At 75.4% G+C, this 23098-nt stretch carries 14 protein-coding genes; 12 read left to right on the top strand and 2 right to left on the bottom strand.

Annotated features, from left to right (window positions below; translation table 11 throughout):
• Positions 1 to 114 precede the first annotated feature (114 nt).
• The gene (locus ACFY2L_RS24680; RefSeq protein WP_390823398.1) at positions 115 to 2901 is read left to right on the top strand and encodes a beta-L-arabinofuranosidase domain-containing protein; all 2787 of its coding nucleotides are present in this window, start codon (positions 115 to 117) and stop codon (positions 2899 to 2901) included.
• Positions 2902 to 2951: 50 nt separating this feature from the next.
• On the opposite strand, the gene ACFY2L_RS24675 is transcribed toward ACFY2L_RS24680, so the two are convergent.
• Positions 2952 to 3725, bottom strand: coding sequence for a LysR family substrate-binding domain-containing protein (locus tag ACFY2L_RS24675; protein WP_390823397.1), 774 nt, complete (start codon positions 3723 to 3725; stop codon positions 2952 to 2954).
• Between the two features lie 58 nt (positions 3726 to 3783).
• Between ACFY2L_RS24675 and ACFY2L_RS24670 the strand changes: the two genes are divergently transcribed.
• Positions 3784 to 4176, top strand: coding sequence for a DUF5997 family protein (locus ACFY2L_RS24670; RefSeq protein ID WP_390657523.1), 393 nt, complete (start codon positions 3784 to 3786; stop codon positions 4174 to 4176).
• Between the two features lie 6 nt (positions 4177 to 4182).
• Here the strand turns inward: ACFY2L_RS24670 and ACFY2L_RS24665 are convergent, their stop codons facing one another.
• The gene (locus ACFY2L_RS24665) at positions 4183 to 5034 is read right to left on the bottom strand and encodes a DMT family transporter (protein WP_390657889.1); all 852 of its coding nucleotides are present in this window, start codon (positions 5032 to 5034) and stop codon (positions 4183 to 4185) included.
• A gap of 164 nt (positions 5035 to 5198) precedes the next feature.
• On the opposite strand from ACFY2L_RS24665, the gene ACFY2L_RS24660 reads away from it, so the two are divergent.
• From ACFY2L_RS24660 to ACFY2L_RS24615, 10 genes are all read left to right on the top strand, one after another.
• Complete coding sequence (locus tag ACFY2L_RS24660; protein ID WP_390823396.1) at positions 5199 to 6065, top strand: LysR family transcriptional regulator; 867 nt, start codon at positions 5199 to 5201, stop codon at positions 6063 to 6065.
• Positions 6066 to 6153: 88 nt separating this feature from the next.
• Complete coding sequence (locus ACFY2L_RS24655; protein WP_328483468.1) at positions 6154 to 6543, top strand: cold shock domain-containing protein; 390 nt, start codon at positions 6154 to 6156, stop codon at positions 6541 to 6543.
• Between the two features lie 249 nt (positions 6544 to 6792).
• Positions 6793 to 7647: a DUF4132 domain-containing protein gene (locus ACFY2L_RS24650; RefSeq protein ID WP_390657521.1), complete on the top strand. Its 855-nt coding sequence runs from the start codon at positions 6793 to 6795 to the stop codon at positions 7645 to 7647.
• Positions 7644 to 12662, top strand: coding sequence for a hypothetical protein (locus tag ACFY2L_RS24645; protein WP_390823395.1), 5019 nt, complete (start codon positions 7644 to 7646; stop codon positions 12660 to 12662). The genes ACFY2L_RS24650 and ACFY2L_RS24645 overlap by 4 nt, the downstream gene beginning before the upstream one ends.
• 35 nt (positions 12663 to 12697) lie before the next feature.
• Complete coding sequence (locus ACFY2L_RS24640) at positions 12698 to 13867, top strand: AAA family ATPase (RefSeq protein ID WP_390823503.1); 1170 nt, start codon at positions 12698 to 12700, stop codon at positions 13865 to 13867.
• Positions 13868 to 13872: 5 nt separating this feature from the next.
• Complete coding sequence (locus tag ACFY2L_RS24635; protein ID WP_390823394.1) at positions 13873 to 17850, top strand: DUF5682 family protein; 3978 nt, start codon at positions 13873 to 13875, stop codon at positions 17848 to 17850.
• Complete coding sequence (locus tag ACFY2L_RS24630; RefSeq protein WP_390823393.1) at positions 17847 to 19616, top strand: hypothetical protein; 1770 nt, start codon at positions 17847 to 17849, stop codon at positions 19614 to 19616. Before ACFY2L_RS24635 ends, ACFY2L_RS24630 begins: the two co-directional genes overlap by 4 nt.
• A gap of 100 nt (positions 19617 to 19716) precedes the next feature.
• Positions 19717 to 20256 (top strand): DinB family protein, encoded by a 540-nt coding sequence (locus ACFY2L_RS24625; protein WP_390823392.1) that lies wholly within the window; start codon positions 19717 to 19719, stop codon positions 20254 to 20256.
• A gap of 130 nt (positions 20257 to 20386) precedes the next feature.
• Positions 20387 to 21760 carry a hypothetical protein gene (locus ACFY2L_RS24620; RefSeq protein WP_390823391.1) on the top strand — a complete coding sequence of 458 codons (1374 nt, stop codon included), beginning with the start codon at positions 20387 to 20389 and terminating at the stop codon, positions 21758 to 21760.
• Between the two features lie 63 nt (positions 21761 to 21823).
• Positions 21824 to 23092: an AAA family ATPase gene (locus ACFY2L_RS24615; protein ID WP_390823390.1), complete on the top strand. Its 1269-nt coding sequence runs from the start codon at positions 21824 to 21826 to the stop codon at positions 23090 to 23092.
• Positions 23093 to 23098: the final 6 nt, after the last annotated feature.

Below are 23098 nucleotides of genomic sequence, written 5' to 3'. Positions count from 1 at the left end.
CGCCCTGCCGTCCCCCCTCTAACGTCTGGTCGGCTCTTCGTACACCGTTCGTAATGCCGAACGAATACGGGGACGCCTCGCCCGCACCCCTTCTGTGGACCGGAGGAGCAGCACATGGCACCGCCCCTCACCCGACGGACCCTTCTCCAGAGCGCGATCCTCGCCGCCGCCGTGCCCGGAGCCGGCGCCGCGGCGGCTCCCGCGGCCTCGGCGGCCACGCTTCCGCCGCCGTCCTCCTGGACGCTCCAGCCCTTCCCGCTGAAGGACGTCTCCCTCGGCCCCGGGATCTTCGCCGCCAAGCGGCGGCTGATGCTCGACCACGCCCGTGGCTACGACGTGAACCGGCTGCTTCAGGTCTTCCGCGCCAACGCCGGCCTCTCCACGCTCGGCGCGGTCGCCCCCGGCGGCTGGGAGGGGCTCGACGGCGAGGCCAACGGCAATCTGCGCGGCCACTACACCGGCCATTTCCTGACGATGCTGTCCCAGGCGTACGCCGGCACCGGCGAACAGGTGTTCGCGGACAGGATCCGCACCATGGTCGGCGCGCTGACCGAGGTGCGCGAGGCGCTGCGGCACGATCCGGCCGTGCTGAGCGTCGCGGGGCGGTCCGGTACGGCCGTGGAGCAGGTCCGTGGCTCCTACCAGTACGTCGACCTGCCCTCAGGGGTCCTCGGCGACGCCGACGCGGTCACCCTGGCCGCCTGGGTGAAGCCCACCCACGACAGCACCTGGGCGCGCGTCTTCGACTTCGGCAACGACACCACCCGCTACCTGTACCTGGCCGCGCGCAACGCCAGCGGGGTGCCCCGGTTCGCCGTCACCACCGGCGGCGCGGGCGGGGAACAGGGGCTCGACGGCACCGCCGCGCTGCCCCTCGACCGGTGGAGTCACCTGGCCGTCACGATCGGGGGCGGCACCGGGACGCTGTACGTGGACGGCACGGCCGTCGCCCGGAACACCGCCATGTCCCTCACTCCCGCCGCGCTCGGCACCCTCACCCACCACTGGCTCGGCCGGTCCCCGTACGCCTCCGATCCCGTCTTCGCCGGCGCCCTGGGCGGGTTCGACGTGTGGTCGCGCGCGCTGAGCGCCGACGAGATAGCCGCCCTGCAGAGCGCGCGGGCCACCGGGGACCTCGTCTCCTACGCCTTCGACGAGACCTCGGGATCCTCCTTCGCGGACGCCTCCGGACGCGGGCTGACCGCCACCCTGCGCCGCACCTGGGGCGGGCCCAGCCACCCCGGTTTCCTCGCGGCCTACCCGGAGACGCAGTTCATCCAGCTGGAGTCGATGACCGGCAGCGACTACACGAAGGTGTGGGCGCCCTACTACACCGCCCACAAGATCCTCCGCGGCCTGCTGGACGCCTACCTCGCCACCGACGACGACCGGGCCCTGGACCTGGCGTCCGGGATGGGCGACTGGATGTACTCCCGGCTGTCGAAACTGCCCGCGGCCACGCTCCAGCGGATGTGGGGGATCTTCTCCAGCGGTGAGTTCGGCGGGATCGTCGAGGCGATCGCCGACCTGCACGCGATCGGCGGCAAGGCCGAACACCTCGCGCTGGCACGGCTGTTCGACCTGGACCGGCTGATCGACGCCTGCGCCGCGGACACCGACGTCCTGGACGGCCTGCACGCCAACCAGCACATCCCGATCTTCACCGGGTACCTGCGGCTGTACGACGCGACGGGCGAGGAGCGCTATCTCACCGCCGCGCGGAACTTCTGGCACATGGTCGTGCCCCACCGCATGTACGGCATCGGCGGCACGAGCACGGGTGAGTTCTGGAAGGCGCGGGACGTCATCGCCGGGACGATCGGTGCGACGACAGCCGAGACGTGCTGCGCGTACAACATGCTGAAGCTGAGCCGCACGCTGTTCTTCCACGAACAGGACCCGGCCTGCATGGACTACTACGAGCGGGCCCTCTACAACCAGGTCCTCGGCTCCAGACAGGACACCGCCGACGCGGAGAAGCCGCTGGTCACCTACTTCATCGGGCTCACCCCCGGCCATGTGCGCGACTACACCCCCAAGCAGGGCACGACCTGCTGCGAGGGCACCGGCATGGAGAGCGCCACCAAGTACCAGGACTCGGTGTACTTCAAGACCGCCGACGGCGGCTCGCTGTACGTCAACCTCTACAGCCCGACCACGCTGACCTGGACCGAGAAGGGCGTCACGGTCACCCAGACCACCGACTTCCCGCGCGAGCAGGGCAGCACGCTCACGGTCCGGGGGCGCACCGCCTCCTTCGCGCTGCGGCTGCGGGTGCCGGCCTGGGCGACCGCGGGCTTCCGGGTGACGGTCAACGGGCGCAAGGCCAAGGGGACGCCGGAGCCGGGGAGTTACTTCACGGTGGAGCGGACCTGGCGGGACGGGGACGTCGTACGGGTGGCGATGCCGTTCCGGCTGCGGGTGGAGAAGGCGCTCGACCAACCGTCCCTGCAGACCTTGTTCTACGGTCCGGTGAACCTCGTCGCACGCGACTCCTCCACGACGTACCTGCAGTTCGGGCTGTACCGCGACGCGGCCCTCTCCGGCGACCTGCTGCCCTCCCTCGCGCCGGTGAGCGGAAGGCCGCTGCACTTCACGCTCGACGGGACCGAGTTCGCGCCGTTCTTCGAGGGGACCGAGGATCCGACGCACGCGTACTGGCGGCGCGTGGAGCCCCGGGTGGTCTTCGGCAACAGTGACGCGGGCGTGGCCAACCCCGCGCGGGCCGACGGGACCACGCTGCTCGACGAGGTGTGGGCCGGGGCGCCGTTCGCGTCCAAGGGGGCGCTGGTCGAACGCGTGGAGACGGTGGTGGAGGCGTGGGTGTCGGCCGGGCTGCTCGCGCGGGCCGACGGGGAGAGAGCGGTGAGCACGGCACGCGGGGCGACGTTCGTGCCGTGACACCAGGGGACGGACCGCCGCGGGCGGCGGCGGGAGCGGCGGCCGGAGCGCTACGACCGGCGGCGGGGCTTGCCGCCGCCGGTGCCGCGGCGGCCGCCGCTCTTCGAGCCACCGGTGCGGCCGCGCGAGCCGGCCGCGCTCGCGGTGCCCCTGCGGGGCGCACCGCCCGGCTTCTCCTTCCGGGGCTCACGCTGCTGCGCCGGGGCCTGCTGGGCGCGGCCCCGGGTGCTGTTGACCGTGCGGCCCCGGACGATGCCGATGAAGTCCTCGACCAGGTCGGTGGTCGCGTCCTCGGGCCAGGACAGGGCGACCGCCGACTGGGGGGCGTCCACGACCGTGCGGTAGGTGAGGTCGCGGCGGTGGTGGAGGCGGGCCAGGGACTGGGGCACGACCAGGACGCCGATGTCCGCCGCGACCAGTTCGATCGCGTCCGCCGTGGTCGCCGGGCGTTCGAAGGCGGGCTCGCCGGGCAGCCGCTCCCAGTCGAGGACGTCGTCGAGCGGGTGGATCACGACCTCGTCGGCGAGGTCGTCCAGGGTGATCTCCTCGGCAGCGGTGATCACATGGTCCTTGGGGACCACGACCACGGTCGTCTCGGTGTAGAGGGGGATCGCGCTGAACACCGTACGGTCCACGGGGAGGCGTACGAGGGCCGCGTCCGCGGCACCGTCGCGCAGGGCGCCGGAGGCCTCGGCCGGGGTCACCTGGAGGAGGGTGAGAGGGGTGTCGGGCAGGCGCTCCTCCCAGATCCGCACCCACTTGGCGGGCGTCACGCCGGGGACGTACGCGAGCCGGAACGAAGGGGATTCCGCCTGGTCGGTCATTCCGCCAGGCTACCGGCTGTGGTCGGAGGGCTCGTCGGCGGCCGATACCCTGGACCGTATGAAGTCGCAGCAGACCACCCAGACGATGAAGCCCGCCACCGCGGCGAAGAAGCTGGGTGTGTACCTCCCCGCCACGCCCGCCGAGTTCCAGGAGGGCGTCGTTTCGCGCGCCGAGCTGAACGAGCTCCAGGCGAACCCGCCCGAGTGGCTGCGGACGCTGCGCGAGACCGGCCCGCACCCCCGTCCGGTGGTCGCGGCGAAGCTGGGCGTGTCCATCGCGGGTCTGGCCCGGGGCGGGGTGACGGAGGCGCTGACCACCGAGCAGATCGAGGCGCTCAAGGCGGCCGCGCCCGAGTGGCTGGAGAAGGAGCGCGCCACACAGGCCGAGGTCCGCAAGGAGACGGCGCGGATCAAGAAGCGCGACGCCGAGCGCGCCGCCTCCCAGGACTGATCCCCCTCACCCGTCCGCTGCTGCGCGCGGAGCCGTTCGGTCGCGCGGAATGGTTCCGCCGCGCGGAGCGAGGATGCTGAGGGCGTTCGCGCACACGACGGCGGCGATCGCCCACTGGTCCACCCAGCCGAGGCTCTGCCCGAGCCCGAGCCGGCCGACCAGGGCCGCGAGCACCGGGTTGACGCTCATGAACAGGCCGAAGGCGGCCGGGGGCACGTGCCGCAGGGTGAACAGGTCGGCGAGGTAGGGCACGGCGGAGGACAGCACCCCGGCGACGACGGCGTACCCGACGGCCTCGGCGGTCGGCGGATGGCGCAGCGCCAGGGCCACGCCGACCGGCAGGAACACCAGCGCGGACACGGTCGCGGCCGCCGCCGAGCCCTGCGCGCCGGGTATGCGCCGGCCCACGGTCCGGTTGAGCAGGATGTACGACGCCCAGCAGGCCGCGGCCAGGAGGCCGAGGCCCATCCCCACGTAGTCGCTCGACGCCCGCGGGCGCATGAGGGTGACGGCGCCCGCCGCGGCGATCACCGCGCAGCAGGCGTCGACCGGGCGGCGCGCGGCGGCCAGGGCGATGGCCAGCGGGCCGAGGAACTCCAGGGTGACCGCGAGACCGAGTCCGATGCGGTCGATCGCGGTGTAGAGGGACAGGTTCATCGTCCCGAACACCAGGGCGAGGAGCAGGACCGGTCCCCACTGGTGCCGGGTGAAGGACCGCAGGCGGGGGCGGCCGACGGCCAGCAGCACGAGCGCGGCGACGTACTGGCGTACCGCGACGACCCCGACCGGGCCGAGCACGGGAAAGGCGAGGGAGCCGATCGCGGCGCCGGTCTGGTTGGACAGGCCGCTGGCGGCCATGGCGGCGAGGCCGGCGGCACGCCGGCGCGGGCCGCGGGTCTCCTGGGCGGGGACCGGCGGGGACAAGGTCGTCGAGGAAGAGGGAGCGGCAGGCACGGTCGGATCGTCCACCCGACCCGGCCTTGCGCAAAATGCATGTGCCGTGCCGTCTATACGCTGGAGTCATGGATATGACCCCGGGTGTGGACCTACGACAGCTACGGTGTCTCGTCGCGATCATCGACGAGGGCGGCTTCACGGACGCGGCCGCCGTGCTCGGAGTCTCCCAGGCGGCCGTCTCCCGCACCCTGGCCTCGCTCGAACAGGGCCTGGGCGTGCGGCTGTTGAGGCGGACCTCACGGATCGTGACGCCCACCGCGACCGGGCTGCGCGTCGCGGCGCACGCCCGGCGGGTGCTCGGTGAGGTGGAGGCGCTGGTGCGGGAGGCCGCCTCGGGACACACCCGGCTGCGGATCGGCTACGCCTGGTCCGCGCTCGGCCGCCACACCCTCGCCTTCCAGCGCCGCTGGGCGGAGCGGAGCCCGGAGACGGAGTTGCAGCTGGTGCGGGTGAATTCCGGCACCGCCGGGCTGGCCGAGGGCGCCTGCGACATGGCGGTGGTGCGCAGGCCCCTGGAGGACCGGCGGTTCGAGTCGGTGATCGTCGGTCTGGAGCGGCGGCTGTGCGCGCTGGCCGCCGACGACCCGCTGGCCCGGCGCCACTCCGTGCGGTTCGCCGACCTCAGCGGGCGCACTCTGCTGATCGACCGCCGCACCGGTACCACCACCCCCGAACTGTGGCCGCCCGACGCTCGGCCCGCCACCGAGGAGACGCATGACGTCGACGACTGGCTGACGGTGATCGCCACCGGCCGCAGCGTCGGCATGACCGCCGAGTCGACCGCCAACCAGTACCCGAGGCCCGGGGTCGCCTACCGTCCGGTGCGCGACGCGGAGCCCGTCGCGGTGCGTCTCGTGTGGTGGCGCGACGACCCGCACCCCGCGACACAGTCCGTGCTGGAGCTGCTCACCGCGCTGTACCGGGAGCGATGAGCCCCGGGGAGTCGCCTGGGGCGGTCGGTTTGACTACGATCTGGGCAGGTTCACCGAAGTGGGTGTTTCGAGGTTGTTGGGGGTTGGGATGGTTGCTGGTCGTGTGGTGCGCTTCGACAGCCAGCGGGGCTACGGGTTCATCGCGCCCGACGACGGCGGGGAGGATGTCTTCCTGCACGTCAACGACATGCTGATGCCCGAGTCGCAGGTGCGGCGCGGCATCGTCGTGGAGTTCGAGATCGAGGACGGCGAGCGCGGCCCCAAGGCGTCCGGGGTCCGCCTCGCGCGGGGCGCGGACGGCAAGCCGCTCGCGGCGGACGACGACGTGCTGTGCGATGTGCTCAGCACCGAGGAGTTCACCCGGGACGTCACCGAGGCGCTGCTGACCGCGGCGCCCTCGCTCACCGGAGAGCAGATCGTCCAGGTGCGAGCCGGGCTCGCGCAGTTCGCGAAGAACCACGGCTGGGTCGAGGGCTGATCCGGACGGCAGCGGCGGTGCGCGGAGGGAACCCGGACGGGACCTCCCTCGGCGCACCGCCGTCGCGCGTCCCGTGACCGGAACCCTCCCCCGAGGCCCGCCTCCGATGCACCCAGCCGGGCCAAGTACACCGCGATGACCTGGGACTTCGTCCCGCCGGCCCCTGGACGGCCTTCCGTCCCGGCCCCGTTGTCAGTGGCCTGTTCTACTGTTCCCCTCACTTGATCCAAGCGGGTGTGGGAGGCACGAATGGGGTGGGTGTCGGCCGGCGACTACGAAGTCGCCCTCGACGACGGCAAGGTGGTGTGCCGCAACGCGGCGGGGCGGCGGTTGAAGTCCGTGCCGCCCAAGATCGCCGACGATCCTGCGGTGGTGGGACTGCGTCAGCTCGTCGAGTGGCTGGAGCGGCACGAACGGCAGTGCCTGGCCGACGTGGAGCGGTGGATGGTGCGCTCGCTGCCGGTGCCGTTCGCGGTCCTCGCCCGGGTGTGGCCCGACCCGGCCTGGCAGGCAGCCCTGCGTGACCTCGTCGTCACCGGGGCCGACGGCGAGGTGGCCGGATTCCTGCGGGACGCCGACCCCGAGCGCGGCCTCGGTCTGGTCGACCTCGACGGCGACACCGTGCGCCTCACCCCCGACCTGGTCCGCCTGCCGCACCCGGTGCTCCTCGACGACCTGGAGGAGCTGCGGGAGTTCGCCGTCGAACTCGGTGTGGAGCAGCGGGCCCAGCAGCTCTTCCGTGAGGTGTGGCACCGACCGGCGACGCTGGACGCCGAGGCCGCCTCGGTCGAGGAGTACGCGGGCGGGGCGTTCAAGGAGCAGCGGTTCCTGCACGGCCGGGTGACCCAGCTCGGCTACCGCGTGCGCGGCGGCAACGCCGTCCACTCCGTCCTGGAGGACGGACGCACCGTCGAGGCGCGCGTCTGGGTGGGCGACTACGAGGGCTACGAGGAGTCCGAGACCGGCCCGCTGGTGTTCACCGATCCCGCCGGCCGGGTGCTGAAGCTGCGTGAGGTGGGGCCGGTGGCCTGGTCGGAGGGCATGCGGATGGCGGCCGCGCTGTACGCCGGACGCGACATCGAGGACGAGGAGCGGGCGGCATGACGACCTACGACGAGACCACCGCGGGCGCGCTGCTCGACGCGGGGGCGGTCCTGCCGCCGGGCAGCACCGGCCGCGAGGACGCCGACACGCTCACCGTCCGCACGTACACCCATCCGGTGCTGGACGAGCGGCCGATCGTGCGGCTGGTGCCGGGGACCCTCGGCGAGGCCGAGGACCTCGCCCTGGACTTCCTCGGCCTGGTGCGGGACGCGGACGTCCCCGAGGTGGGGCAGGTGCGCCGGGAGACCCTCGGCTTCCCGGCCTGGGCGCTGGTCAACGACCCGGCGAACGGCCATCACGCGCTGGCCCTGGTCAGGGACGTGGAGCGGCTCGCGCGGCAGGCCAAGTCCCGCCCCGGCAACGCCAAGGACGGCTTCGAGGAGCTCGGCACCCGGCTCGGCCGGGCCGTGCCGCACTTCCTTCCCACGTTCTACGAACAGGCCGCGCGCGTCTTCCTTCAGCACGAGAACACGACGTACGCCGCCGCCTTCTTCGGCAAGGCCCGCGAGGCCGAGCGGGTGCACGCGCTGACGGTGGACGAGGACCGGCAGCGTGCGGTGTTCCTGGAGTTCGCCTTCGCGGGGGCGCTGACGGTCAAGGCGCTCAAGGAGCACGTCAAGGCGCTCGCCGCGCGGCTCAGCCCGGCCGAGGCGTGGGCGCAGTTCCGGCAGCTGACGGTGGAGCGTTGCGCGGCCGGCATGCCGCCGTACGCCTCGCTGCCGCAGGACGCGCGCGGGCTGATCAGGGCGGCCGGGCTCGACCGGGTCACCGAGGAGTGCGGGCTGGTCGCCGATCTGCTCGCCTCGCCCGCGGCGGTGCGGGCCCCCGCGTCCTTCTGGAACTTCTACCGGGCGACGCTGGTCGTGCTGGCCGAGCGGCAGCCGGAGGTGCGCCGCCGGCTGCTGGAGATCATGCCGGCCGGTCTCGGCCGTTCGGTCGAGGACGACGAGTTCTGGCTGGCGCTGCTCGCGGAGTGCCGGGCGGACCTGCTGCTCACCGGCGAGGCCGGTGCGGCGGCGGACGAGGTCGACGCGGCGGACTGGCTCACCCGCTGGGCTCTGCACCGCAAGCACGGCGGCACCTTCTGCGGCCGTTCCCCGGCCACTCTCGCCCTCGTCGAGCGGATGGCGCCCCGGCTGCGCGAGCGGGGCCGTCCCGTCGACCTGGTCACCGGCCGCTGGCACGCCGGCGCCGACCTCGACCTGCTGGACCTGTGCGTGGCGCGGGACGTGCCGCTGGCGCCGCCCAGCGAGGGCGAGGTCGTCCACCTCGGCCTGGACCGCTGGCTGCGCGAGACCCGCCCCGGCCGGCGCGACCTGACGGCGACGGCGGCGGACGGGCGCTCCCGGCGTCTGCTGTACCGCGAGATCAGCACGGTGGGCGGCAGCCGCCCCGCTCCCGAGGTGCTGGAGGCCCTGGCCGCCCACCCCGTGCTCGGTGACGTACTGCGCGAGTGGCTGGAGGACGCGGCCGGGGAGCTGACCGCCGCCGTCGGCCTGCCCGCCGCCCGCACGGCCCTGGAGCGGCTGCGGCCCTTCCGTGCCGTGGCCGCGCGGGTGGCCCCGGCCGCCGTGGCCCAGGTCGCCGCGCACGAGGCCGCGCCGCTGCTCGGACACACCCTGCGCTCCGGCCTGCTGGACGAGCTGGGCTGGCCCGCGCTCGAGGAGGCGGTGCGCCGGATCCACGCCGAGACCAAGGTCCAGCGCGACCACGACCACTCGATGACCGTCCAGGAGGCCTGGCCCGCGCTGATCCTCTCCCGCGGTCACAAGGTGTTCGTCGTCGGTCCCGAGGAGATCCTGCTGGAGCACGACCTGCGCCTGCCCGTCGACCCCGACCGCTGGCACCGTCCGTCGTTCCGCTACACGGACGGCGAACTGCTGGTGATGTGGCGTCAGGAGGGCAAGCAGTTCGGCTACTGGTCGGCCCGCCCGGCCGACGTGTTCCCGCTCGGCGGCGAGCAGATCCCCCACTACTGGTACGGCGGCAACGACGCGGGCGAGCCGTCCATCCCGCTGCCCGGCGGCGGCCGCGCCACCGGCGGCCGGAGCCTGCACCCCGGCGACACCGTCCTGCCGCCCCGCCGCGGCATCCTCGGCGACGGCACCTCGTTCTGGCGTCAGGGCAGGCAGGGCCGGCAGCAGGTGTGGCTGGAGTACGACCCGGCCACCGGCACGCACGGGCGTGCGTCGCTGCCCGCGTTCCTGCGCGGCGGCATCCGGGAGGACGCCACCCTGCTGCAGCACCACTGCGAGGTCCTGCCGCTGCAACCCGGCCTGGAGCAGAGCCCGTTCGGCACCGACGGCACGGTCCTCGGCCGCTGGGTCCGCACGGAGGGCGAGGGCGCCGGGGCCCGCACGGTCGCGGGCACGCCGGACGGCCGGACCGTCGCGCTGCCCAAGGCCGGTGGCCGCGCCCCGGGCGTCCCGCTCGGCGCGCTGCGGCTGCCGGGGGGCGCCGAGCCCGTCGTGGTCCGCACCCACCGCCAGATAGCCCTCTACGCGGCCGGCGACACGTCGGCCGCCGGGGAGCTGGGCCGGGTCACGCCGATGGAGCGCGGCAGTGAGTTCGCCGCCGGCACCCGGTTCGTCCCGCCGGTCGAGTTCTGGCACGCGCTGCGTCCGCGTGACGAGCGGGCGTCCGCCGTGCTGCGCGCGCTGACCGACGACCAGGCCGCCGCGTTGCTGGACGCCGGGGCCGGGGTGCTGGCGGAGCGGCAGGCGAGAATCGCGGCGGCCGGGGCCGTCGACGGGACGCCGGACGCCAAGGCCGTCGTCCCGACCGCCGACGAGGTGCTGGCGAAGGCCGTCTCCGCCACCCTGCCCGCGCTGGGCGACCCGCGGCTGGTCACGGGCGTCGCGTCGCTGGTGCGGGCGGCCCTGCGGCTCGACGAGTCGACCGTCGCGTTCGTGACGCCTCCGGTCGAGCGGCCGAAGCAGGACAGCCGGCGCACCGAGGGCATGTTCGCCGACTACAGCCCCGAGTACGGCGACGACCAGACGCTGCGCGAGGCCGTGACCGGTCTCGCGGGGCTGCACGGCTGGTGGGGCAGCGACCCGCGCTGGAGCGCGCTGCGGCAGATCCGCGCCGTCAACCATGTGCTGTCCGGGAAGCCCGCCGACGGCAAGCCCCTGGCCGAGGCCATGCGCCGGGCCGGTGCCGCCGAGGGGTGGAGCAGCGACGAGTTCACGGTTCCCGGTGGCGGCGCGGTGTGGACGTCCGTGCTGGACGTGCTGCGCCCGCTCGCCTACCGGGCCGCCTCCGTGACGGTGACCGAGGCGCACCGGGAGGCGCTGCTGCTGCTGTGCGAGGCGATCGCCGACGGGCCGCTGGCCCGGCCCGGGGGCACACTGCGCGAGGTCGTGCTGAGCGAGCCGCACGACAAGCAGGAGCGGGTCGGCCAGGTGCTGCGCCGGGAGGGCCGTACGGTCGTCGTCACCGCCTGCCGGAGTGTCGACCTCCAGCACGACCAGGTGAACTGGGTCGCCCTGGACTTCGATCCGACCGGCGCGTTCGGCGCGATCGCCCACTTCACGCTGGAGGGCGAGACCGCGTACCCGGCGGTGTTCCCGGCCGACGCCCTGCGGGCGGTCACCGAGCTGGTCCGGGAGAAGGGCCCGGCGCCCTGGCAGCCGGAGGCGCCCGCCGCGCTGGCCGCCGCGACGCGCGACGGGCTGGGGCCCGTGCAGGCGGCCCTGCTGCTGGCCGGCCGGCCCGCGCAGCTCACCGCCGAGGTGATCGCCGCGACCGGGCTGAAGCCCCGCCAGAAGACCCTGGGCGACAGCCTGCTGACCTCGGTCGGCCACGGCGACCTGGCGGCGCTGGTCGGTGCGCTCCTGCCCTCGGACCCCGGCGATCTGTGGACGGCGGGACCGGACACCCAGGCCGCGGGCCGGGTGTGGGCCGAGCGGCTCGGCGGGGTGGTCCGGCTGCCGGAGGACCTGGTCGGGGAGCTCGCCCTGGACGGTCTGCCCACCGGCTCCGTCGACGAGGTGCTCAACCCCGGGCGCACGCCCTGGATCGGCCGCACCACGGTGCAGCGGCCCGGCAAGGACGGCGATCTCGTCGCCGAGGACCCGACGGCGCTGCCCGGGCGGTACGACCTGACGCGCGCCGTGGCCGCCCTGGCCGGGCTCGCCTACTCGCTGCCGTACGGGCACCCATTGCGGGCCGCGCTGCCGGAGAGCCTGGCCGCGCTGCGCCGCCGGGTCGCCGACCCGGGGCTGCTGATCGATCTGGACGTGGCGTGGACGGCGAAGGGCGGGTCGACCGCGGTCGAGCTGCGCAAGGCGTACGGTCTGCCCGCCACCGGTGGCGCCACCGTGCAGGGTCTGACGCAGGTGGGCGAGGCGCTGGTGCTGCGCCCCTGGTACGGCGACCAGGAGACCGTGCTGGTCCGGCCCGGTGCGCTCGAAGGTCCCGGCGACCCGGTGTTCGGGCTGCTCGAAGGGCTCATCGGGCTCGGCCGGGGCCAGGGGATGTGGGCTCTGCGGACCCTCCTGGACGAGGAACTGACCCGTGCGCTCGCGGCCGGCGTCGGCCCCGGGGGGCCCGTGGGGTACGCGCAGGACCCGACCGTCAGCGTGCCCGCCCTGGTCACGGAGGCAGCCGAGCGGCACGGCCTCGGCGCGGACGCAGCGGCGCTCTACCTGATGCTGCTCGCACTGCCCGACCCCACGGACCGCAACTGCGCCCGCTGGACCGGCTGGAAGCCCGCCCGGATGAAGAAGGCCCGCGCCGAACTCGCGGCGAGCGACCTGGTCGTCGAGGCCAAGCGGCCCCGCGCCGGACGCACCCTGTTCCTGCCGTGCGGCTGGCTGGACCTGAAGTCGCCCGCGCTGCCGGTGGAGCTCTGGAAGCAGAGCCTCTACCCGGTCCACGGCCACGGCCGGGCGGTGCCGCTGGTGCCGGTGCCCGAGCTCTTCGCCCGCGCCTGGGACCGCGTCCGCGCCGGGGACGCCCCGGCGTACGAGGAGCTCACCACCCGCGCCACCCGCAAGGGCCGCCGCCGATGACCACCGTCCCGTCCCACCTGGAAGAACAGACCGCGATGACCACCACGCTGTCCCCCGAGCCCACCCGTCAGATCGTCCCGCCGGAGGACCGGTTCGCCGCCGAACTGGCCTTCCTCGCCGCGTACGACGACGGTCCGCGGCCGCCCGCCTGGCGGCTCACCCCGCGTGCGGTCGTCACGTTCGTCATGGGCAGCGAAGGCCGGGCCCTGAAGCTGCCCGACGGCGCCGAGGTGCCCGAGGGGGTGCCGCGCCGGCTGGTCGTGGAGGGCAAGTTCGTCGGCGACCGGGCCCTGGTCGAGCGGTGTGTCGTCACGCTCGCCGGGGAGCGCGGCCTGCTGCTCGTCGGCGAGCCCGGCACCGCCAAGTCCATGCTGTCCGAGCTGTTGTCGGCCGCCGTGTGCGGCACCAGCGGCCTGGTCGTGCAGGGCACGGCGGGCACCACCGAGGACCAGCTCAAGTACGGCTGGAACTACGCCCTGCTGCTGGCGCAGGGTCCCAGCCGGCAGGCGCTGGTGCCCTCGCCCGTGCTGACCGCCATGCGCCGGGGCGGCATCGCCCGGGTCGAGGAGGTCACGCGCTGTCTGCCCGAGGTGCAGGACTCGCTGGTGTCGCTGCTGTCCGAGCGGCGCATCGCCGTGCCCGAACTGGCGGGCACCCAGGACGCGTTGGCGCACGCGGCACCCGGCTTCAACCTGATCGCCACCGCGAACCTGCGCGACAAGGGCGTCTCGGAGATGTCGGCGGCCCTCAAGCGCCGCTTCAACTTCGAGACGGTCGGCCCGATTCCGGACCTCGACGCGGAGACCGCGCTGGTGCGCGGTCAGGCACGGGCCTCCGTGGAGCGGGCCGGGGCGCCCTTCCAGGTCGACGACGCGGTGCTGGAGGCACTGGTCACCGCCTTCCGGGATCTGCGCGAGGGCCGTTCGGCGGAGGGCTGGGAGGTGGAGCGGCCGTCCACGGTGATGAGCACGGCGGAGGCGGTGTCCGTCGCGGGCGCGCTGGGGCTCGCGGCAGCCTACTTCCCGGGCGACCGTGATGTGCTCGGCCTGCTGCCGGGGCATCTGCTCGGCGTGGTCCGCAAGGACGACCCGGCCGACGCGGCCCGGCTGCGCGGCTACTGGGACGGTCCCGTCCGGCGTCGCGCCGAACAGGGCTCCGCCACCTGGCGGACCCTGTGGGACCTGCGTACGGTCCTGGAGGGCTGACGGCCGTGTCGCTTTCCGTCGCCGCCCCGGGCGGGTCCGGTGCCACGAGGGCGCCCGGTTCGCCCGACGAGGCCCTCGCCGCCCTCACCGATCCGGCCGCGCCCTACCTCATCGGCGTACGGCACCACGCGCCGTCGCTGGCCGCGGCCGTGCCCGTGCTGCTCGACGAGGCGAAGCCGGACGTGGTGCTGGTCGAGCTGCCGTCCGAGATGCAGGAGTGGCTGCCCTGGCTCGGGCACGAGGAGACGCGGGCCCCGGTCGCGCTCGCCGCCGCGCCCGGCGACGGGCGGGGCGGCGCAGGGCCGGCCTTCTACCCGTTCGCCGACTTCTCGCCGGAGCTGGCGGCCGTGCGGTGGGCCGCCCGGCACGGCGTACCGGTCGTCGCCTGCGATCTGCCGCTCGCCGACCGGGCGTGGGGCGGGGGGCGCGGAGTCACGGCGCCCGGGGAGTCCCTCGGGCTCACCGCCGCGCTGCGGTCCCGGCTGACGGGCCGTCCCGGTGACGACCTGTGGGACCGGCTCGTCGAGGCCACCGCGCCGGGTTCTCCGCCGGAGGCCCTGCGCCGGGCGGCCCTGCTCACGGGATGGGCCCTGCGGGAGGACGCGGCCGCCGCGGGCGGGGTGCCCGAGCTGGACCTGCGGCGGGAGCGGTGGATGCGGGCGCGGATCGCCGAGGCCACCGCGGACGGGCAGCGGGCCGCCGTGCTCGTCGGCGCCTTCCACGCACCGGCGCTGACCGGCACGGGCGGCGCGCGGCGGGGCGGACGCTCCGTCCCGGGAGGCCGTGAGAATGGCGCCCCTGACGTCGACGGAAGCGCCGTACCGGGGACCGGCGAAGAGACCGCCCCGCGCGGCGACGGGAGCCCCTTGCCCGGCACCGCCGAAGAAACCGCCCCGCGCGGCAACAGAAGCACCATGCCCGGCACCGCCGAAGAAACCGCCCCGCGCGGCAACAGAAGCACCATGCCCGGCACCGCCGAAGAAACCGCCCCGCGCAGCGACAGAAGCACCATGCCCGGCACCGCCGAAGAAACCGCCCCTGGCGGGGCCGGAGGCGCCGGGGCCGAGGGGGGCGGGCGGATCCCGTGGACCACCTCGCTGATCCCGTACACCTATGCCCTGCTGGACGAGCGGTCCGGTTATCCGGCCGGTATCCGGGACCCGGAGTGGCAGGACATGGTGCTGCGGGCGGCGGGAGAACCGGCGGCGCTGGAGGAGGCGCTGACGCGGGCGGCCGTGCGGGTGTGCGCGGAGCTGCGGGGGCTCGGGCATCCGTCCGGGCCCGCCGACGCCCGCGAGATCACCCGGCTCGCCTCCGATCTGGCCCGGCTGCGGGGGCTGCCCGCGGCGGGCCGGGGTGAGCTGGTCGAGGCGGTGCAGACGGTGCTCGCGCAGGGTGAGCCGTACGGGCGCGGCCGGGCCGTCGCGCGGGCGATGGAACGGGTGCTGGTCGGCGACCGCACCGGGCGCCCCGCGCCGCGGGCCCCGCGCAGCGGTCTCGCCCCGGCGGTGGAGGCCGAGGTGACGGAGCTCGGCCTGCCCGGCCCGGACAGCGGCAGCGGCAGCGGCGCGGCCAGGGATCTGCGGCTGGACCCGCTGCGGTCCGATCTCGACCGGCGTCGTGAACTGCTGCTGCGCCGGCTGACGGTGTGCGGCGTGCCGTACGGGGAGGCCAGGGAGGTGGCCGCCGCGGGCGGTGCGGAGGCGCTGACCTCCCGTTGGGAGGTGCGCTGGACGCCGGCGACCGCGGCGATGCTGACCGCGGCCGGGGTGCGGGGAGTCACCGCCGCCCAGGCCGCCGAGGGTGTGCTGCGGGAGCGGCGGCGCGCGGAGCGGGGCGAGGGCGGGTCGACGGGCGCACAGGTGCTGGAGGGGCTGGCGCGGGCGGCGGAGTGCGGTCTGCCCGTACTGGCGGACGAGCGGCTCGCCGACCTCGCCGAGGTGCTGCCCCAGTCCGGCACACTGCCCGAACTCCTGGCCGGACTTGCCTTGTTGGACCGGGTCCGGTCCGGTCACGTCGCCGGGCTGGGCGCCGACGACGACCGTACGGTGCGGGCGGCCGCCGTGGCCGAGCTGCTCACCGCGGCGGCGGTGCGGCAGGTGGACGGGCTGACCGGGTCCGAGGACCCCGCCGACGCGCACGCCCTGCTCGAACTCGCCCATCGCGCGGACCTGCTGGGCGGGATCCGGCTCGCCGACGCCCTCGCCCGGCTGGCCGCCGACGGCTCACCGCTGATGCGCGGTGCCGCAGGGGCCGTGCGGGTGCTGCTCGGGCAGGAGGACGCCCGGGCGTTCGGTGACCGTGTGGCCTCCTGGGTGGACGGTGCCGTCGACCCCGGCACGCGGTCCGCGCTGGCCGCCCGGCTGACGGGACTGCTGACGGCGGCGGGGCCGTTGCTCGAGGCGGCGGCCGAGGCGCTGGAGCCGCTGCTCAGCCGGGTGTCGGAGCTGCCCGACCGGGCGTTCCTCGACCGCCTTCCGGCGCTGCGGGGCGGCTTCGACGCGCTGAGTCCCGCGGCCCGCGACCGGCTCCTCTCGGCCGTGGAGGAGGGCCTCCACGGCACCCGTGTGGCCGACACCGGCGGGGTCGATCCGGCCGCGCTGGCGGCCTGGGCGCGGGCGGACCTCGCCGCGCGCGCCGCCCTGCGGTCCCTGGGGCTGCTGTCCGCGCCGGAGAACGGCGCGGCGACGGTCGTCACCGCGGAGGCCCGCACGCCCCTGGCCGGGAGCAAGGGGGCGGGCTCCGGCGCGGGCTCGGGCGCGGGCTCGGGCGCGGGCTCGGGCGCGGGCTCGGGCGCGGGCTCGGGCGCGGGCTCGGGCGCGGGCTCGGGCGCGGGCTCGGGCGCGGGCGCGGGCGAGACCGACGGCGAGGAGCGTCGTCTGGTCCCCGCCGACCGCTGGCGGCTCGTCCTGGGCCGTCGCACGGATCAGCTGTCCGCGTCCGCTGCCCCGTTGGCGACCGCGCTGGACGAGCTGTACGGCAGCGGGCGCGGCGAGGGCAGCCGGGGCGATCTGACGGGTGCGGGGTCCGGCGGCGGCCGGGAGGCGCCGTATCCGGGGGTGCGGGAGTGGTCGGAGGAGCTGGCGGCGCTGTTCGGGCCGGGCATCCGGGAGGAGGTGCTGGCGGCGGCCGCCACGGCGGGCCGCAAGGACGTGCTGACGGAGCTGGACGCGGACAGCGTGCGGCCCTCGGTCGATCTGCTGCGCACCGTGCTGCGCCACGCGGGCGGGCTGCCCGAGGCCCGGCTGGCCGCGCTGCGTCCGCTCGTACGGCGGCTGGTCGACGCGCTGACCCGGGAACTGGCCACCCGGCTGCGCCCGGCCCTGCACGGCACGGCCCTGCCGCGGCCCAGCAGACGGCCGGGCGGCGGTCTGGACCTGCCCCGCACCCTGCGGGCCAACCTGGCGACCGCGCGGCGCGGCCCGGACGGCACGGTCCGGGTCGTCCCGGAGCGCCCGGTGTTCCGTACCCGGGCGCGGCGGGCCGCGGACTGGCGCCTGATCCTGGTGACGGACGTCTCGGGGTCCATGGAGGCGTCCACGGTGTGGGCCGCGCTGACGGCCTCGGTGCTGGCCGGGGTGCCGACCCTGTCCACGCACTTCCTGGCCTTCTCCACGGAGGTCATCGATCTCACCGGACACGTCGAGGACCCGTTGTCGCTGCTGCTGGAGGTGAGCGTCGGCGGTGGTACGCACATCGCGGCGGGCCTGCGGCACGCACGTGAGCTGGTGACCGTGCCGTCGCGCACGCTCGTCGTGGTCGTCAGCGACTTCGAGGAGGGCTATCCACTCGGCGGGCTGCTCGCCGAGGTCCGCGCCCTGGTCGGAGCGGGCTGCCAGGTGCTGGGCTGCGCGAGCCTCGACGACACCGGCCGGCCGCGTTATTCCACGGGGGTCGCGGGTCAGCTCGTCTCCGCGGGCATGCCCGTGGCCGCCCTCAGTCCGCTCGAACTCGCCCGCTGGGTAGGGGAGAAGATCGCATGAGCCCGGACCTGCCTCCGGTCAGCGCGTCCGTGACCGCCGAACTCGTCGAGGCGCTGTCGCCCCGGCTGCGCAAGCGGCTGGACGCGGGCGTCGCCAAGCTGGGGGCACGCCCCGTCGTGCGCGACGGCGACACCGTCCGCATCGCCGTCGACGACGACACCGACCTCGAACTGCACGCCCCGGGCGGCACGGTGACCACCGCGGACGCCATCCGCTGCGGCTGTCTGCTCGCCCCGGACTGTCTGCACCGCGCGGCGGCGGCCTCGGCGGCACCGGTGGCGGAGGACGCCCCGGTGCCGGCAGCGGCGGACGCCCCGGATCCGGCAGCGGCGGCTTCGTCGCGGACGGCATCTGGGGCTCCGCCGGGGCCGCGACCGGAGGACGAGGCCCCCTCCCGGGACCAACTCGACGCCGCCCGGGCCGTGTTCGGCGCGGCGGCCGCCGTGCTGGAGGCCGGTACGGACGGGGCCGGCGCCGTGCTTCAGGCGGAGTTGCTGCGCGCCGCGCACACCGTCCGCCTCGCCGCGCTCCCCCGCGCCGCCGCGGCCGCGGTCTCCGTGGTCACCGGGGTGCGCGCGGCCCGGTCCGCCGACCCCGCGTACCGTCTCCCCGACCTCGCCGGCACCCTCCGCACGGTCCTGGGCGTGGCCCACCGTCTCCCGCACACCACCGGCGCCGAACTCGCCGACCTGCGCGGTACGGTGCGGCAGCCGTACAGGCCGGACGGCTCGCTGCGGCTGTACGGGCTGTTCTCCGAGCCGGTGCTCACGGCGACCGGGTACGCGGGCGCGGTCACCTGGACCGCCGATGCCGAGGGCCGGCTGCACACCGTCTCCGACGTGGCGCCGGGCGGAGCGGGCCGGGCGACGGGCGCCGCCGACCGGACCGTACGGATCGGCGACACGGCCCTGACCCACCGGGAGCTGTCGCGCGCGGGCCTCGCGGTCTCCGGTGCCACCGTCTCCCCGACCGGCAGGCTCGGCGCGGGGGCGGGGGTGCGGGCGGTGCGCGCGTCCGGCGTCGCGTGGAACGCCGAGCCGCTCGGCCGGCTGTGGGCGACTCCCGTCGCCGAGCAGGTCGCGCGCGCCCTGAACGGCGGACAGGATCTGCTCTTCCTCGACGTGACGCTCGCGGGCACGGTCCGTGAGGCCACCGGCGACTGTCTGCTGGCCGACTGCGAGGGGCGCGCCCTGCGGCTCGCCCCGGCCCACGACCATCCGGCCCTCCCCTACCGCGACAACCTCCGTCTGCTGACCGCCGCCCGGGGCAGCCGGCTGCGGATCGTCGCCCGTCTGACGCCGGGTCCGCTTCCGCGGGCCCTGCTGCTCGCCGCCGAGCACCCCAGCGACCCCACCGCCCGGGTGGACCTGGGACTGGACCGCCTCCAGCACGCGGACCTGCCCCCGGCGACGGCCGCGCCCGCCACCGTCGCCCCCGTGGACGAGGCACCGCTGCACCTCCTGCGCCGCCGGGTGCACCAGGCCGTGGCCGGGGGCCGCCGGGTGCTGGCGTTCCCGGGCAGCGGGGCGGGCGACGGCGCGCGGCTGCGCCGCGCCGGCCTCGGCACGGCGGCCGACCTGCTCGACGATCTGCACGCGGCCGCCGCGGACCGCTCCCGCGACGCCTTCGGCCGGCTGCTCCCGGCCGACCTGGACCGCTTCGCCCGGGCCTGGCTGGCCGCGGCCGTCTACACCGACGAGGTCGAACGGGCGCTGTGCGCGGAGGCCTGGGGCGCGAGCGCGGAGGCGGTGCCGGCGGTGCGATGAAGACGCGAGCCGACGCCCGCCCCTTTAGGACATGGTCTGACCTCTATCGCTCCTAACGTGGTCCTCGACCGCGGAACGGCCTACACGGAAGACGAGGACCATGAGCGACTCCACCACCCCCGCCCAGAGCGTCACCGGCGAGCGCGCCGACCTGCTGGAGACGCTGGCCAAGCACCGGCACTTCCTGCGCCTCACCACCCGCGACCTCACCGACGAGCAGGCGGGGCAGCGGACCACCGTCAGCGAGCTGTGTCTCGGCGGCCTGATCAAGCACGTCACCTCGGTCGAACGGGGGTGGGCGGACTTCATCGTCGAAGGCCCGTCCGCGATGCCGGACTTCGCCTCCATGACCGAGGAGGACTTCGCGCGGCGGGCCGACGAGTTCCGGATGCTGCCCGGCGAGACGCTGGCGGGCGTGCTGAAGGAGTACGCCGAGGTGGCGCGGCGTACGGACGAACTGGTCGCCGCCCTGCCCAGTCTGGACGCGGACCACCCGCTGCCGAAGGCACCGTGGTTCGAACCGCGCGCCCGCTGGTCGGCCCGCCGGGTCCTGCTGCACGTCATCGCCGAGACCGCCCAGCACGCCGGTCACGCGGACATCATCCGCGAGTCCCTCGACGGGGCGAAGAGCATGGGGTGACCTCGCGCGGACGGCTGCTGCCGGACCCGTAAATCACGTGGCGGGCAGCGATGGGGATCCGTACGATCATCGCGATGACCCCATACTCTGCTCTCGGATTGGGGGTCCCGTCCGCGCAAGGTGAGTGCTGATGCCCACCCTGACCGCGAACGGGATCTCCCGGCTCTCCCTCTGGCGGCGCGTGCGCGAGTTCGCCGTCCCGCCCTCCATGATCGAAACTGCGACCGCCCGCCGGCTGACCGGTGACTGGGCGGGGGCCTGTGCCGCCGCAGGCGTCGACGTCGACTTCACCATGCGTTCCGTGGCGCGCTCGCACGGCCGGGAAATGGCGGCCCGGCTCCGGGCCGACCTGCGCCATCTGGCTCCCGACCTGCTGCGCTGGCACATGCCGAGGATCGCTCCCGACGGACTGCTGCGCCCGGGGCTGACCCTTTCCCTGGCCCGGTACGGCGTCGCCGCACCGGGCGGTGAGCGTCCGCTGCATCTCGTGGTGCGTACGGCGCCTGCCTGGGCGGACGCCGGTCAGCGGATCAGCCTCGCGGTGTGGGACGGGTCCCACGCGGCGGGCGGCCCCCGGCATCACCCGCATCCCTGCCCCAACCGGCGCTTCCGGCTCGACCTGCACCGGCATCTGTGGGACGCGCGCAGGACGGACGAACTGCGCGCCCGGTCGGGGACCGGCCAGGACTCCGGGGCGGCACACGAGTCGGTACCGCCGGAGTACGGCTGTGCCGTCGACCGGTGGGCCGCCGAGGCGGCGATCCTGCTCGACGCCGAAGGGTGGCCGAGCGGCACCGGCACCGTGCTCGTACGGCTCGGGGGCCAGCACCGGCTGGCCCTGGAGCCGGCCGGCGGCGGGCCGCCCATACCGCGGATCACCAAGGCGCCCGCCGGTGGTGGTGTCTCCGCGCTGCCGGTCCTGCCCGACGCGGCCACCTGGGTGCTTCCCGACCTGGAGCTGCTGCGCGCCGGTGCGCTCGATGCCGGCCGGCTGCACCCCCTGGTCGCCTCCGCGCTGGTGCCGGGCCGTTCCCCGGCCGCCCCGTCGCGGAGCGCGGACCCGCCCGGACAGCCGCGGCTGGTGGAGTGCCGCGGAGCCCGGCACCGGATCGGCCTCGTCGGCGGCGTCCTGTCCGCGCTGGACCACGCCCCGGACGAGATCCGCCGGGAGGAACTCCTGGCGGCGCTGACCGGCACTCCCCTGCCCTGCCTGCAGGCCATCGACCAGGCGCACCGGCGTCCCGACTGTCTCGACGGCGTCCGCGAACGCCTCAACCACGGTGACGTCTCCGGTGCGCTGGCGGTGGTCGAGGGCCTGCTGGGCCCCGAGGCGCTGCTGCGCGACGGCGCTCTGCGGGAGGCCCTGGAGGCGGCCGCGCTACGGCGCGTCACCCACGGGCTGTACCGGGCGGGTCTCGCGGGACCCGGACCCGACCGCGTCCGGCCCGAGGACCGGCGCCCCCGTCGTCTGCGCTCGCATCCGCGCCACTCCAGCCTTCGCTGACCCGAGGGCCATCCCCCTTCCCGTTCCCTCGCTCGGCTCACCCCGACCCAAAGGTGATCACACATGCCCACGTGCACCCCTTCCCCCACGCCCGGGACCGCCGCCGTCGCGGACCGCGCCTCCCGACTCGACGTCGCCGGAGATTTGTCGGCCCTGCTGCGCGAAGCCGGCACCGAACCGCGCCCCGACACCCAGCTGGAGGCCCTGACGCTGGCCGTGGCGGCCGATCTGCCCGTGCTGCTGTGGGGCGAGCCGGGCATCGGGAAGACCGCGGCCCTGACCCAGCTCGCCACGGCCCTCGACCTGCCGCTGACCACGGTCATCGCGAGCGTCCACGAACCGTCGGACTTCTCGGGGCTGCCGGTCGTCGGGGACGACCCCGCCGAGCAGGGCGTCCCGTTGGCCCCGCCGGACTGGGCCGTACGCCTGGTGCGGGCCGGCCGCGGACTGCTGTTCCTCGACGAGCTGTCCACCGCTCCCCCGGCGGTTCAGGCCGCGCTGCTCCGCCTCGTGCTGGAGCGACGGATCGGCGCCCTGCGGCTGCCACCCGGGGTGCGCATCGTGGCCGCCGCCAACCCGCGGTCCTCCGCCGCCGACGGCTGGGAGCTGAGCCCTCCGCTGGCCAACCGGTTCGTGCACCTCCAGTGGACCCACGACCACGAAGTCGTCGTACGCGGCCTCGGCGGGATCTGGCCGCGGGCGACCCTGCCCCGGCTCGACGCGGGGCGGCTGACCCAGGCCGTGGACTTCGCGCGCCGTGCCGTGTGCGGGTTTCTCACCGCCCGCCCCGGGCTCGTCCACCGGCTGCCCAGCGGTGAGACGCGGCGCGGCGGCGCCTGGCCGTCACCCCGCAGCTGGGAGATGACCCTGCACCTGATCGCCTTCGCGACGGCCGCCGGTTCGTCCCGGGACGTCCTGTCGTTGCTGGTCAGGGGCACGGTGGGGGACGGTCCCGGGCTGGAGCTGCTGGCGAGTCTGGACCGGCTGGACCTCCCGGACCCCGAGCTGCTGCTCGCCGACCCGGCGGGCGCCGAACTGCCGGAGCGCGGGGATCTGCGGCAGGCCGTGCTCGACGGGGTGGTGGCCGCGGTCCGCGAGCGCCCGGACAAGGCCCGCTGGGACGCGGCGTGGGCGCTGCTGGTGCGGGCGGTGGCGACCGGGGCGCCGGACCTGGTGGTCGTCCCCGCGACGACCCTCGCCTCGCTGCGGCGCGAGGAGTGGGACGTACCGGCGTCGATCGAACAGCTCGCCGGAGTGGTCTCGCTGTCCCGTCGGGCGGACCGGTCGGCGGCCCGGGCCGCGGACCGGTCGGCGGCCGCCACGCACGCATGACGGAGG

It is taken from the genome of Streptomyces sp. NPDC001381 (genome assembly GCF_042895685.1).
In the GTDB taxonomy this organism is placed as follows: Bacteria; Actinomycetota; Actinomycetes; order Streptomycetales; family Streptomycetaceae; genus Streptomyces.
The sequence above is the reverse complement of the archived record's forward strand: the minus strand, read 5'-3'. Positions and strand labels throughout refer to the sequence as shown.